The sequence below is a fragment of the Pseudomonas sp. B21-041 genome (assembly GCF_024748675.1).
Taxonomy (GTDB): domain Bacteria; phylum Pseudomonadota; class Gammaproteobacteria; order Pseudomonadales; family Pseudomonadaceae; genus Aquipseudomonas; species Aquipseudomonas neuropathica.
In genome coordinates, this window is record NZ_CP087175.1 from 2,947,358 (window position 1) to 2,960,383 (window position 13,026).

The window sequence follows — 13,026 nt, forward strand, 5'->3', positions numbered from 1 at the left end:
CCTCAGGGGGTGAGGGGGAAAGGGAGCCGATCTTCGTTGTTTTTGAGATTGCATTCACCTTAGATATTTCAAGTCGGCGTAACCCGAACAAACAACTCGGTCAGTTCCCTCTCCCCCAGGGGGAGAGGGAGCCGATCTTCATTGTTTGTGAGATTGCATTCACCTTAGATATTGCAGGTCGACGTACCCTGAACAAACAACTCGGTCAGTTCCCTCTCCCTCTGGGAGAGGGCTAGGGTGAGGGCTGCCCGACTGACACCCCTCACATATCAAGATTCACCCACCCCGGCTTCGCCACCTCCGGCGCCACCGCTTTCACGGTTTTCCCGGTAGCCAGCTCCACCCGCCGCGCCACCTCCGGATCATCGGCAAACGGCACCATGCTCGCTTCATCCAGGCTGTCCGCCGTCTCCCGTCGCAAGCAGTACTCCACCGCCAGCCACAGAAACACCACGCCCAATACATCAAAGAAAATCTCCATCACGAGCGGCTCCCTGCCTCAGGCGATCTGCGCTTCACGGTGCGCCAGTGCGACGTCGGCGACCCGCACCGTGCGCCAGACGTTATAGGCCATCAGCAACATCCCGGTAAGGAAGAACACCCCGCCAGCAAAGCGCACGATGAACCCCGGATGACTGGCCTGCAGCGCCTCGACGAATGAATAGGTCAGCGTGCCGTCCTCGTTGATCGCCCGCCACATCAGGCCCTGGGTGATGCCGTTGACCCACATCGAGGCGATGTACAACACCGTGCCGATGGTCGCCAGCCAGAAGTGCAGGTTGATCAGCGGCGTGCTGTACATCTGCTCGCGGCCAAACACTTTGGGCACCATGTGATAAGTCGCACCGAAGGTGATCATCGCCACCCAGCCCAACGCGCCGGCGTGAACGTGGCCGATTGTCCAGTCGGTGTAGTGGGAGAGGGCGTTGACGGTTTTGATCGCCATCATCGGCCCTTCGAAGGTCGACATGCCGTAGAACGCCAGCGACAGCACGAGGAAGCGCAGGATCGGGTCGGTGCGCAACTTATGCCAGGCGCCGGACAAGGTCATCATGCCGTTGATCATCCCGCCCCAGCTCGGCGCCAGCAGGATCAGTGACATGGCCATGCCCAGCGACTGCGCCCAGTCCGGCAGCGCGGTGTAATGCAAATGGTGCGGCCCGGCCCAGATGTACAGGGTGATCAGCGCCCAGAAATGCACAATCGACAACCGGTACGAATACACCGGCCGATTGACCTGTTTCGGCACGAAGTAATACATCATGCCGAGGAACCCGGTGGTCAGGAAGAAACCCACCGCGTTGTGCCCGTACCACCACTGCACCATCGCATCGGTGGCGCCGGAATACACCGGATACGACTTGAACCAGTCCACCGGAATCGACAGGTGATTGACCACGTGCAACATGGCGATCACCAGGATGAACGCACCAAAAAACCAGTTGCCGACGTAGATGTGTTTGGTCTTGCGCTGCACCACGGTGGTGAAAAACACGATGGCGTAAGCGACCCAGACGACAGCCATCCACACCGCGCCGGAGAATTCGATCTCGGCGTATTCCTTGGTGGTGGTGTAGCCCAGCGGCAGGGTGATCAGCATGACCACAATCACCGATTGCCAGCCCCAGAAGGTGAACGCGGCGAGTTTGTCTGAATACAGCCGCACCTGGCAGGTGCGCTGCACTGCGTAGTAGCTGGCGGCGAATTGCGCGCTGCCGGCGAAACCGAAAATCACCAGGCTGGTGTGCAGCGGTCGCAGTCGGCCGAAGGTGGTCCACGGCAGATCCAGATTCATCTCTGGCCACACCAGTTGCGAGGCGATGAACACGCCCATCGCCATGCCCACCACACCCCAGAAAACCGTCGCGATAACGAATTGGCGGACGACCTTGTAGTTATAAGCCTGTCCGATTGTTGCTGTGCTCATGGTCAGTTCATCCACGGTTGCAAAGTCTTGCCAGGCCACCCGGTCTGGCATGAGCTGCACTGTAGAAACCCCGTCAGAAACAAAACAGGCTCAGGAATCTTTCATTTATGCGGATCAGATTGGATGGCTAGCTGCGGCGTTCTGCCGCGCCCTGATATGGTTTTTATGACTTCAGGTGAATCTGTAACGCGCTGCGCTGCTTCGTCATAGTGCTCTGAAGAAAACTGTGGGAGCGAGCCTGCTCGCGAATGCGGTGTGTCAGCCAACAATGCAGTTGCCTGACACACCGCATTCGCGAGCAGGCTCGCTCCCACAGGAATAACTGATGAGGTGGCAGGCATGTATCAATACGATGATTACGACCGGGCGCTGGTGTTCGAGCGTGTTGCGCAGTTTCGCGATCAGGTCGAGCGCTTCATGGCCGGGGAATTGAGCGAAGAGGAGTTTTTGCCGCTGCGTCTGCAAAACGGCCTGTACATGCAGAAGCACGCCTACATGCTGCGCGTGGCGATTCCCTACGGCACCTTGAGCGCCGAACAGATGCGCACGCTGGCCAGCATCGCCAGCGATTACGATCGTGGTTACGGTCACTTCACTACGCGGCAGAACATGCAGTTCAACTGGATCGAACTGAGCGACGTGCCGGACATCCTCGAACGTCTGGCGCAGGTCAACATGCATGCGATCCAGACCTCCGGCAACTGCGTGCGCAACATCACCACCGAGGCGTTCGCCGGGGTCGCGGCGGACGAGTTGATCGACCCGCGCCCATTGGCCGAGATTCTGCGGCAGTGGTCGACGATCAACCCGGAATTCCTGTTTCTGCCACGCAAATTCAAGATCGCCATTTGCTCGGCGAAGCAGGATCGCGCGGCAATCATGATGCACGACATCGGTCTGTACCTTTACCCCGGCCGCGATGGGCAGATGCTTCTGCGAGTGATCGTCGGCGGTGGTCTGGGGCGCACGCCGATTCTCGGTTTGCAGATCCGCGAAGGCTTGCCGTGGCAGCATTTGCTGTCTTACGTCGAAGCGGTTTTGCGCGTGTACAACCGTCACGGTCGGCGCGATAACAAGTACAAGGCGCGGATCAAGATTCTGGTCAAGGCGCTAGGCATCGAGGCGTTCGCCAAGGAAGTCGAAGAGGAATGGCAACACCTCAAGGACGGCCCGGCGCAGTTGACCGAGGCCGAATACCAACGGGTCGCCAGCGCCTTCGTGCCGCCGGTCTATCACACCCTGGCCGACACCGATCTGGACTTCGGCACGCGCCTGGCCGAAAGCCCGGCGTTCGCCCGTTGGGTCGCGCGCAACGTGCAGCCGCACAAGGTGCCGGGCTACACCAGCGTGGTGCTGTCGACCAAACCGGGCATGGCGGCGCCGCCGGGGGATGTCACCGGCGCGCAGATGCTCGTAGTCGCCGACTGGTCGCAGCGTTTCGGTTTTGGCGAGATCCGCATCGCCCATGAGCAGAACATCGTCTTGCCCGATGTTCCGAAAACCGACCTCTATGCGCTGTGGCAACTGGCGTGCAAACACGACCTGGGCAGCGCCAACGTCGGCCTGCTGACCGACATCATTGCCTGCCCCGGTGGCGATTTCTGTGCACTGGCCAACGCCAAATCGATCCCGATTGCCCAGGCGATTCAGGCACGCTTCGACAACCTCGATTACCTGCATGATCTCGGCGATATCAGCCTGAACATCTCTGGCTGCATGAACGCCTGCGGTCACCACCACATCGGCAATATCGGCATCCTCGGCGTCGATAAGAACGGCAGCGAGTGGTATCAGATCACCCTCGGCGGCGCCCAGGGCAAAAACAGCGCATTGGGCAAAGTCATCGGCCCGTCGTTCAGCGCTGCAGAAGTGCCGCAGGTGATCGAGCGGATCATCGGTACGTTTGTGCGCTATCGCGAGCACGAGGAACTGTTTGTCGACACCGTCGCGCGGATTGGCCTGGAGCCGTTCAAAGAGCGGGTTTATCCGAAAACGCTGGAGGCGGTATGAATAATTTGTTGCGGCTGGAGCAGGGCGTAGCGCGAATAGTGACGGACGATCCGTGGACGCTAGTGCGTGAGCCATCGACGCCAAGGCCTGCAGGTTTGCTGATGTTGCCGCTGACGCACTGGTTGGAATCACCGTCGACTCATGCGGTGTGGCTTGGCCCGGACGATGAGGTTGAAAGCCTGGTGCCGTGGTTGGCCTCGTTGCCACTGATCGCCCTGGATTTTCCGAGTTTTCGCGACGGGCGTGCTTACAGCCAGGCTTATCTGCTGCGCAGCCGGTTCGGCTGGGCAGGGGAGTTGCGCGCGATTGGCGACGTGTTGCGTGATCAGCTCAGCCATATGCGCCAGTGCGGGTTCGACAGTTTTGCGGTGCGTGAGGACAAATCGGCTGAGGATGCGCTGAAAGGATTGGCCGGAATGAGCGTGCTCTACGGCCGCTCAGTCATCGAACCACGCCCGCTGTTCCGGCGGCGCTGACGCTTGAAAAGATCGCAGCCTGCGGCAGCTCCTACATGAGTTCAACTGTAGGAGCTGCCGCAGGCTGCGATCTTTTGATCTGGCTTTTACCACCGGGGAAACCCCTAGAAACCTCCTGAATCGGGCATTTTCCCTTGGGTGAGTGGTGGCCTTTTGGTAGAGTCGCCGTCGCCAGCGGGTTTTCGGCTGGACGATGGAACCGAAGAAGGGAGTCTGATCAGTGAGTCCGGGCAAAAAAATCCTCGGCCTCACAGCGTTGCTGTTAATGGTGACGCTGTGGGCCAGTTACTTTTATGTATTCAAGGAAAACCGCGACGGCCAACTCGGCGGTGTCGGCGAAAGCACCGCGTGGTGCGGCACGCCGCCATCCACGGAAGCGGCGTTGCTGGGCAAGGACCAACTGACCTTGCGCGTCACCAACAACCTGCGCGGCGAGTTCATGCTCAGCGGTTCCCTGGTGGTTTCGGAACGCACCTTCAACCGTTACGACCTCAGCCGCAACGAACTGCGTCTGCGTCTGGAACCGTTGCAATGGTCCTACGGCGTCACGCCGATCTTCCTTGAGCAGGTCAAGGTGCAGCCGCTGAGCCGCAACCTTTCCGCCACCAATAAAAGTGCCTACGCCGAACTTGAACCACGGCCGATCGGTGTCCAGGGTCAGGTCACCGAATTCCCTTTCGACAGCTATCGCTACGGCTATAAGCCGGTGCTTTATTACCTCAAGGGTAGCGAGCGCATCGACCTGCGCTTCAAGAACATCACCACGTTGATGGAGATGTCCAACACTTTCACGCCGATCCAGAAGTACAACCGCGTCGACTACATCAACGAGAAAACCTCGATGATCCGCGACGAGGATTACAAGGCGTACGGGCCGCACGAATGTGCCTTCAGCGTCGAGCGCAAAGGTTCGTTCAAGGTGGTGGTGTTGTTGCTGCTGTTGGTGTTGTGCCTGCCGTTACTGCTGGTGTTTTACCGCAATGAACCGGGGATCGACTTCCTTGCCACGCTGTTGGGCGCCGCGATCGTGCGGGTGCTGCTGATCGGGCCGGTGCAGGACTTCCAGCTGTACAACATCGACTTCCTGTTGGGGGCGGCGATTTTGCTGGTGGGCACGGTGTCCTTGATCAAGGCGATGCACATCAACAGTCGGCGGGAGATGGCGTTGCGCAGTGGTGAGACTTCGTCCTGGTAACGGGGTGAACCCCTGAAAAGCCCCTCACCCTAACCCTCTCCCGGAGGGAGAGGGGACTGACCGAGGTGTATGGCGTCCTGCACCGACGTGGAAGACCGAGTCGATTATGGATTCAAAGCCAATCGGTCACGTCGGTGTATCTCTCGAATCTCCCCCAATCGTCCCCTCTATCTACCTCTGAAAGAGGGGACTGACCGAGGTGTCTGGCGTCCTGCACCGACGTGAAAGACCGAGTCGATTATGGATTCAAAGGCAATCGGTCACGTCGGTGTATCTCTCGAATCATCCCGAATCGGTCCCCTCTATTTACCTCTGAAAGAGGGGACTGACCGAGGTGTCTGGCGTCCTGCACCGACGTGAAAGACCGAGTCGATTATGGATTCAAAGGCAATCGGTCACGTCGGTGTATCTCTCGAATCATCCCGAATCGGTCCCCTCTATTTACCTCTGAAAGAGGGGACTGACCGAGGTGTCTGGCGTCCTGCACCGACGTGGAAGACCGAGTCGATTATGGATTCAAAGCCAACCGGTCACGTCGGTGTATCTCTCGAATCATCCCGAATCGGTCCCCTCTATTTACCTCTGAAAGAGGGGACTGACCGAGTTGTCTGGCGTCCTGCACCGACGTGAAAGACCGAGTCGATTATGGATTCAAAGGCACTCGCTCAAGTCGGCGGAACTCTTGAATATCCCCCAATCGGTCCCCTCTCCCTCTGGGAGAGGGCTAGGGTGAGGGAAGACAATTTCCAGCCGGTCACTTAAGCGCCGGATCGCCCATGTTCATCTTCTTCCAGCCCTGCAACAGCACTTGCGGGCGTTCTAGCTCAGCTTGTTCCAGTGCAGCGGATTCTTGAAGCTCACCAATGGCCAAGAGCTCGATGCAGCGTTGCCGGATGCTCGACGTCTTTCAAATGACGCTTGTGATCCTCCGCGCAGCCTTGCGTGAATATTGTGCTGTGCAATCGCAATTACTGAAGTTTTAGCTATACCTGTAATTCCCCCGGGCAAAGTTTTTCGGCCTTCTGACAGGAGTTACAGCATGAAGCTAGCAGTGATGATGGGCACTCTGTGCATTGCCACCGTCGCAATGGTGGGTTGTTCCAGCAAAACCGTCGACCCGAAAGAGTACTCAGGATTCCTCAAAGACTACAGCCAGCTCAAGGAGGCCAAATCCCCGTCCGGTGCCGAGGTGATGCGCTGGATCGATCCGAAGGTCGACGTCAGGAAATTCACCAGTGTGTACATCGAGCCGACTCAGCTCTACCCGAAACCGCAACCGACCGCGAAAATCTCCCAGCAAACCCTCAATGGCATCACTTCCTACTACGATCAGGCGCTCAAGCGTGAGATCGGCAAAGACTTGCCGTTGGCCACCGGTCCTGGCCCGGGCGTGATTGTGGTGCGTGCGGCAATCACCGCCGTGAGCAGCTCCACCGAAGGCCTGCATGCTTACGAGGTAATTCCGATTGCGTTGGTCGCCGCTGCGGTCAGCACCGCCAGCGGTATTCGTGATCAGGAAACTACGTTGGCCACCGAAGCGGTGTTCCTCGATGGCGCGAATAACAAGGTCGTCGCGCAAGTGGTGCGCAAAGGCACCGGCAAGCCACTGGAAAATGATTCGCAGGCAATGAGCACCAATGACGTCAAACCCGTCATTGATGGCTGGGCCTCAGACCTGCGTCAGTCGTATCTGAAGCTCAAGAAAGCCAAGTAAGCGCACGAGGCCGGATTGTCCGCGAGGACCGTCCGGCCTGTGCACACCCTCAGAAATTGGCGCGTGCCTGGCGGTTGTATTGGCTGAGTAGGGCGTCGTAGCCATGGGTGACGGCGTAGTAATCGTCGCTCAAGCGTTGCGGTTCGGCGTGGTTCTGCCAGTCCTTATGCAGGGTGTTCAGCGCGTCGAGATAGCTTTGCGCTGGCGCACTGATGTGCCGCCACAGCTCCCGCGCGTCATCGTCCTTGTTTCGAAATCCACCCTCGCGAAGAGCGATGAAGGGCGCGCGACGATTCCACGCCTGTTGCAGATCGGCGGTGGTATCGGCCACGGCTTGCGGGGTCAGGGTGCGGTGTTTCATCCCGTCTTCGAGCAGCTCCAATGTCTCCCGGGCTTGCATCATGTACGCCAGCAGAGACCAATGAATCTCCCTGCCCACCCGCGCTTCCAGCAGCTTGAGCTGCTCGGAGCGCTGTGCCACATCAAGTGGCAGCAGTTCCTCTCGCAAGGCTGTCGATGCGTTGATGTAGGCATTGCTGGCGGCCTGGATTTGCCCCGAGCCCTGTGACAACCGGGCGAGCGGCGTGGCATAAAAGTTCGCACTTCTGTCGAGTCGCTCCGGCGTAAAGATCACCGCCGCGCCCTGCAGTGCTTGCGCGTAGTCACGGACTTTTTGCGAAAGCACTGGCTGATAGGCCAAGAGTTCGAGTTTTTCGTTGATATGACTGAGGCAGAGATCCTTTTGGATGTCATGCACGGTGTACGCATCCGTGTTGTCGAAATCCCGAGCCTCAGCAAGATAACTATCGAATGCATTACCTGCTGGTCGCGGACGCTCGAATTTGTCGTAGGCGTTGCGCCAGTGCACATCGACACGGTTGACGCAGGCAATGATCGGACTCAACGCGTTGGCCTGTGCGGTCACCACTGAGTCGCGCTGATCAAGCCACAGGTCGAGCTTCAGGAACGGTCGGGTCGCGCTCGACAGCCCCATCACCACCAGAACGACCACTACGCCGCTGACAAACATGAATCTCGACGTCATGGCCGTGCCTCCGCGGGATACCACTGCTCGCGGGTGGCCGGAGCGCCGCAATCGAAAGAACTCGCTGGCAACCGGCTACACAAACGCTCGGCCCAGGGTTGCAGGCCCTGATTGCGATTGACCGTGCCTTGGCTGGCGGCCACTTTGAACACACCCAGTACCAGCACCAGGGTGACAACGCCGAGTAGCGTCAGGCCGATTTTCACCGGCAGGTTGGTCTTTTCCCAGGACGTGTGTGGTTTGACCTGACGGCGACGGATCAAACCCACGCAGGCCAGTGTCGCGGCATAGACGACGCCAGCGATGGGGCCGAAAAACCAGGTGAGCCCGGCCACCATCAATGCGCAGGGAATCAGATCGCGCAGTACGCCGAACGGCGCAGCGTCCTTGGCAAAACCCGGCCAGAACCGCGCGCTGAGGCGGTCATCCAGCAGCCAATGGGTGTGCGCCAGTTCGTGCGTCAGCCAGTTGATGCCCGCAGCGATCACGCCAAACACGATTGTTGAGGTCATGACGATATTGATCAGCCCGGTGACGCGCAGCCCCAGCGGGGTGAAATGAGTAAATGCACCGATCAGGCAGGCCAGCACCACGCCAACGTAGGTCGGCCATTCGCCGCGTTTCAGTTCCCAGTCGCGCCAGAAAAACGCGGTGCCACCGGGCAATTCCGCGCAGACCTTCGGATGATTGGCATACAGCGCCGAACTCAAATGTCGGCAATGCTCCCAATCTTTCTCACGCAGGCGCCGGGCCAATGCTCGACGCTGGCTGAACGGGCCAGTACCGAGCAGCAGGCGGGCGGCGCGGTGTTCGGCGGTGGCGGGCGGCTCTTCGGCGAGTTGACGCTGTTGCGCGATAAAAATCGGAGCCTCATGGCGCGCGACCAGACGTTTCCATTCATCTTTCGGGCAACGGTTGGCCGGGCCGGAATGCCAGCCCTGGCCCGCGCAGACCTGTTCGAAAATAGCGGAAGACCAGTATTCGCAGTCCAGTAGCAATCGACTGAGGAACAGGTTGAACCACTGCCGGTGCACTTCAGCGTCGAGCCAGAGGTATTGCGCGCACTGTGCGTAGGCCTGCAAAAAGGCCGCACTGTCCTCACGTTCGAGGGCATCACGCAGCGGTCGAGTCATGCGTTCCCGCTGGTGATCGAGCAAATGTTCGATGGATTCCTCGTCCAGTTCCAGCCGCTGCCAGGCACTGAACCAGTGATACGTCTGCACCGCCCAATCGACCATCGGCGCCGATGTATCCGGGTGCTCGATGCAATGCTGCAGCAGGGTCTCTTCGAGGATATGCGCGCAACCCTGCTCAACGGCGAGGGCATGGCGCTGTTGCAATTGTGCAAGGCTGGAGTCGGCCAGCGAGCGCGTCGCCTGCTGCAAGGCATCGACTTCGACTACGGTCAGACCGGTCAAATCCCAGGCGTCTTCATCAGCCCCGTGGTCCTCGCTGGCCTGCGCCCATTCCTTGTAATTCAGGGCTTGCTCATAGGCGTCACGCAGGCGCTGGAAGCCCTCGGCGTCTTCGTCCGGACGGGTCTGTTTGAGCAGGGCAGCGTATTGGCGTTTGATACTGCGCGTATCGGCGTCGGCCGTAAGGCCAAGGACGGTCCAGCAACTCATTGCGTGTACAACTCCATGAAAACCTGCGACGCGGTCCAGTGATGGCACTTTGATTTTGCGCACCCTACCTGTTTCGAGTGGAAAAGTCCTCAGCTGTTGCTTATTGGCCGACAAACCAGCGGCAGTACGGGTTGCCGCCGTTGCCGGGCATCACCCGCCAACTGAACCTGCAAGCGGACGGCGCACTGGCAACAAGAGCTGGCGAGTGACAAGAGTTTGCGATCTTTTGATCGTGTTTTTTAAATGCAAAATCAAAGGTTCGTCCGATCGCGGCTCGAGCCTTCGGCCGCTACTACATATGCGTATTTCAATTCGGGATGTTTAAACGTTGTTTGGAATTTGCGGAACGTTCCCACAAGGTTTTCAGGTTGTCCGTCGGACGTCGGGTCTCTAGCCTGTGTTCGTCGCTGCCAAATCAGCGACCGGGACTGGAAACCCCGGGGGAAAACTGAACGCAACAGCACCGTTCATGACGTATGCTTGCGCACCTTTTTTGGTGCGTACTTAGTTATGGCGGCTGTGCGTGGGGGACCTTCGGGTCGTCCGGGTTTCTCTGTCCCCCGGGTTTCCAGCCTGCGTACAGCTGCCACCCATTCGACCGGAAGCCGAATGGACCAGCTCCACCGTTCGGATAGAGAAAAAACTATGAAAAAGCCAACACCCAATCCCCCAGAATCAGACGCCGACACCACATCCCCCTACGCCTCAGTCGACAGTAAAAAACTTCACGAAGCCGCCGACCGCGCGCTCGATTTCTACCTCAACCCCAGCGCCCATATCATGTCCAGCGCCAACGAGCCGGAACCCATGTACCTCGCCAATCCCAGGTACAACACTGAATCCCTGCTCGCCAACGCCAGCGAAACCCTAGGCTCGGCCAGTGAAATGCTGATGAACTTTGCCGCCTCGCTGGAAACCTCGCAGCGCAAGACTGCATTGGGGATCGCACAGGTCGTCATGTTGGGGGAACTCGCGGTGAATCAAGCCTTGGATCACGTCGAACTCAAGAGCTGATCGCTCTTGATTGATCGTTCCCACGCTCTGTACTGGAATGCAGCCCTTGACGCTCTGCGCCAAATTCGCAAGCTGGAACGCAGAGCGTCCCTTGAAAGACGGTTGGGCATAACTGTGAAAATTGCAGGAGCAAAGGCTTGATAAGAAAAATGACTACGAAAAGGCGGATTAGCCTATGGCTGGTGGCAGTTTTATCCGTCAATGCGTTTTTTTTGGCTTTTCTGATTTTTGGTGATATCGGGAAAGGGCAGGATATGAAAATGATCAAAACCAAAGAGCCATTACTGATTGAAGGTCCAAATGGCGACGAGAACTACTATGTCCTGCCTTTGGGTACCACGCTTTATCACGATAAAAGCTTTCCTGAAGGGCACGACCGTTATGTTGTGTATCTCAACCATAAAGGTGCAATTGCACACGAAGAAGTACCCACGAAGCCTGAGTATGGCGGCTCATTTATCGATCCGCTCTGGCTGGCCAATGTTAATGAGGAAACCTTGAAAGAAATTTTCAAACGTTTTCCGCTTTCCAAAACAGATGTCGCCGCAGCTATCAAGGCGAATGAAATAACCAAGGATGATCTGGCCGACATCATTCGATCGATGCCCGACTGACGATTCTGCAGGTGTCGAGTGAAACGAGGCTGTGATCTTTTGACTTTGCTTTTCAAGATCAAAAGATCGCAGCCTTCGGCAGCTCCGACATGTGATATCCGGTTTAGCCGTTTTTCTTGGCCTGTTCGCGGACACGCTCTTCCTGTTCTCGCGCTTCAGGGGTGAATTCGGCGCCGAAGTCTTCTGCAGAAAATATCTGGCGGATTTCAATATCAGAATCGCCTGACATTGGGTTGGGGCAGCGCTTGACCCATTCGATGGCTTCTTCTTTTGATTTCACTTCCCAGATCCAGTAACCCGCTACCAGTTCTTTGGTCTCGATGAACGGCCCGTCGATGACCGTGCGTTTGTCACCGGAGAAATGCACGCGAGCACCTTTGCTGCTCGGGTGCAGGCCATCGCAATCGATCAGGATGCCGGCCTTGACCAGTTCTTCGTTGAAGTTGCCCATCGCGGTGATCAGTTCTTCGCTGGGCATGATGCCGGCTTCCGAATCGGCGCTGGCTTTGACAAGGATCATGAAGCGCATGGCGGTTACTCCGTGAGTTTGGTGGGATTCATTGCTTAGTCGAACGGGCCACACTTGAATCGACAGGGTCTCTGGTAAAAGTGCGGAGAATTTTTCACACCGCAGATCTAATTGTAGGAGTGAGCCTGCTCGCGATAGCGATGTGTCATTCAACATTTGCGTATATGACACACCGCTATCGCGAGCAGGCTCACTCCTACAGGGGGATGGTTGTGGTTTTGTATACAATTTTTCGCGCAGGCACCCAACAATTTCCAAACAGGGCATAGGTCGTCGGACCATTTCGTGGTTAACTTCGGCCTCTTGCATGCTTTCCAATCAAAACATCAGAAGGACTCAAGTCATGGCTCAAGTCACCCTTAAAGGCAATCCGGTTCAAGTCAACGGCCAGTTGCCACAAGCCGGTTCCAAGGCGCCAGCCTTTTCTCTGGTTGCCGGCAATCTGTCCGACGTCACCCTGAAAGACTTCGCCGGCAAGCGCAAAGTGCTGAACATCTTCCCAAGCGTCGACACCCCGACCTGCGCCACTTCCGTGCGCAAGTTCAACGCTCAGGCCAACGACATCGCCAACACCGTGGTGCTGTGCATCTCGGCTGACCTGCCGTTCGCCCAAGCGCGTTTCTGCGGCGCCGAAGGTCTGGAAAACGTCCAAAACCTGTCGACCCTGCGCGGTGCCGAGTTCATCGAGAACTACGGCGTAGCCATCGCCGACGGCCCGCTGAAAGGCCTGACCGCTCGCGCCGTTGTGGTGCTGGACGAAAACGACAACGTCCTGCACAGCGAACTGGTCAAGGAAATCGCTGAAGAGCCTAACTACGAAGCGGCACTGTCCGTTCTCAAGTAAGCGCTTTTACAATTGTTAACGGCCTGGCCCTGT

General features: G+C 57.8%; 12 protein-coding genes. 7 read left to right on the plus strand and 5 right to left on the minus strand.

Features of this window, described 5'->3' with window-relative positions; all coding sequences use genetic code 11:
• Positions 1 to 262: 262 nt before the first annotated feature.
• Both LOY43_RS13185 and ccoN read right to left on the minus strand, forming a co-directional pair.
• Positions 263 to 481 (minus strand): hypothetical protein, encoded by a 219-nt coding sequence (locus LOY43_RS13185; protein ID WP_016983187.1) that lies wholly within the window; start codon positions 479 to 481, stop codon positions 263 to 265.
• A gap of 18 nt (positions 482 to 499) precedes the next feature.
• Positions 500 to 1,927, minus strand: a complete 1,428-nt coding sequence (gene ccoN, locus LOY43_RS13190; protein WP_258709815.1) for a cytochrome-c oxidase, cbb3-type subunit I — start codon at positions 1,925 to 1,927, stop codon at positions 500 to 502.
• Between the two features lie 339 nt (positions 1,928 to 2,266).
• Between ccoN and LOY43_RS13195 the strand changes: the two genes are divergently transcribed.
• From LOY43_RS13195 to LOY43_RS13210, 4 genes are all read left to right on the plus strand, one after another.
• The gene (locus LOY43_RS13195; RefSeq protein WP_258709816.1) at positions 2,267 to 3,937 is read left to right on the plus strand and encodes a nitrite/sulfite reductase; all 1,671 of its coding nucleotides are present in this window, start codon (positions 2,267 to 2,269) and stop codon (positions 3,935 to 3,937) included.
• Entirely contained in the window at positions 3,934 to 4,413 is a 480-nt protein-coding gene (locus LOY43_RS13200; RefSeq protein WP_095126249.1) for a DUF934 domain-containing protein, read from the plus strand. Before LOY43_RS13195 ends, LOY43_RS13200 begins: the two co-directional genes overlap by 4 nt.
• Before the next feature lie 220 nt (positions 4,414 to 4,633).
• Complete coding sequence (locus LOY43_RS13205) at positions 4,634 to 5,608, plus strand: hypothetical protein (protein WP_220558814.1); 975 nt, start codon at positions 4,634 to 4,636, stop codon at positions 5,606 to 5,608.
• A 1,039-nt stretch (positions 5,609 to 6,647) separates the two neighbouring features.
• A complete protein-coding gene (locus LOY43_RS13210; protein WP_093433003.1) occupies positions 6,648 to 7,322 on the plus strand; it encodes a DUF3313 domain-containing protein in 675 nt (224 codons plus the stop codon).
• A gap of 49 nt (positions 7,323 to 7,371) precedes the next feature.
• Here LOY43_RS13210 and LOY43_RS13215 read toward each other — a convergent pair whose 3' ends face one another.
• The gene (locus tag LOY43_RS13215) at positions 7,372 to 8,367 is read right to left on the minus strand and encodes a DUF3829 domain-containing protein (protein ID WP_095126251.1); all 996 of its coding nucleotides are present in this window, start codon (positions 8,365 to 8,367) and stop codon (positions 7,372 to 7,374) included.
• Positions 8,364 to 9,992, minus strand: a complete 1,629-nt coding sequence (locus tag LOY43_RS13220) for a J domain-containing protein (RefSeq protein WP_258709817.1) — start codon at positions 9,990 to 9,992, stop codon at positions 8,364 to 8,366. The genes LOY43_RS13215 and LOY43_RS13220 overlap by 4 nt, the downstream gene beginning before the upstream one ends.
• A 645-nt stretch (positions 9,993 to 10,637) precedes the next feature.
• On the opposite strand from LOY43_RS13220, the gene LOY43_RS13225 reads away from it, so the two are divergent.
• On the plus strand, positions 10,638 to 11,006 hold the full coding sequence (locus tag LOY43_RS13225; RefSeq protein WP_116254698.1) for a DUF6124 family protein: 369 nt from the start codon (positions 10,638 to 10,640) through the stop codon (positions 11,004 to 11,006).
• A gap of 149 nt (positions 11,007 to 11,155) precedes the next feature.
• Complete coding sequence (locus LOY43_RS13230) at positions 11,156 to 11,620, plus strand: hypothetical protein (RefSeq protein ID WP_258709818.1); 465 nt, start codon at positions 11,156 to 11,158, stop codon at positions 11,618 to 11,620.
• A 103-nt stretch (positions 11,621 to 11,723) separates the two neighbouring features.
• On the opposite strand, the gene LOY43_RS13235 is transcribed toward LOY43_RS13230, so the two are convergent.
• Positions 11,724 to 12,149 (minus strand): YciI family protein, encoded by a 426-nt coding sequence (locus tag LOY43_RS13235; protein ID WP_095126253.1) that lies wholly within the window; start codon positions 12,147 to 12,149, stop codon positions 11,724 to 11,726.
• Positions 12,150 to 12,492: 343 nt separating this feature from the next.
• On the opposite strand from LOY43_RS13235, the gene tpx reads away from it, so the two are divergent.
• Positions 12,493 to 12,993, plus strand: coding sequence for a thiol peroxidase (gene tpx / locus LOY43_RS13240; RefSeq protein WP_007914372.1), 501 nt, complete (start codon positions 12,493 to 12,495; stop codon positions 12,991 to 12,993).
• The last annotated feature ends 33 nt before the right edge of the window (positions 12,994 to 13,026 follow it).

Excerpts from the sequence above, each read along its gene's own strand:
- LOY43_RS13185 (WP_016983187.1), bottom strand. The coding sequence starts at position 481 with ATGGAGATTTTCTTTGATGTATTGGGCGTGGTGTTTCTGTGGCTGGCG.
- ccoN (WP_258709815.1), bottom strand. The coding sequence starts at position 1,927 with ATGAGCACAGCAACAATCGGACAGGCTTATAACTACAAGGTCGTCCGC.
- LOY43_RS13195 (WP_258709816.1), top strand. The coding sequence starts at position 2,267 with ATGTATCAATACGATGATTACGACCGGGCGCTGGTGTTCGAGCGTGTT.
- LOY43_RS13200 (WP_095126249.1), top strand. The coding sequence starts at position 3,934 with ATGAATAATTTGTTGCGGCTGGAGCAGGGCGTAGCGCGAATAGTGACG.
- LOY43_RS13210 (WP_093433003.1), top strand. The coding sequence starts at position 6,648 with ATGAAGCTAGCAGTGATGATGGGCACTCTGTGCATTGCCACCGTCGCA.
- LOY43_RS13215 (WP_095126251.1), bottom strand. The coding sequence starts at position 8,367 with ATGACGTCGAGATTCATGTTTGTCAGCGGCGTAGTGGTCGTTCTGGTG.
- LOY43_RS13220 (WP_258709817.1), bottom strand. The coding sequence starts at position 9,992 with ATGAGTTGCTGGACCGTCCTTGGCCTTACGGCCGACGCCGATACGCGC.
- LOY43_RS13225 (WP_116254698.1), top strand. The coding sequence starts at position 10,638 with ATGAAAAAGCCAACACCCAATCCCCCAGAATCAGACGCCGACACCACA.
- LOY43_RS13230 (WP_258709818.1), top strand. The coding sequence starts at position 11,156 with ATGACTACGAAAAGGCGGATTAGCCTATGGCTGGTGGCAGTTTTATCC.
- LOY43_RS13235 (WP_095126253.1), bottom strand. The coding sequence starts at position 12,149 with ATGCGCTTCATGATCCTTGTCAAAGCCAGCGCCGATTCGGAAGCCGGC.
- tpx (WP_007914372.1), top strand. The coding sequence starts at position 12,493 with ATGGCTCAAGTCACCCTTAAAGGCAATCCGGTTCAAGTCAACGGCCAG.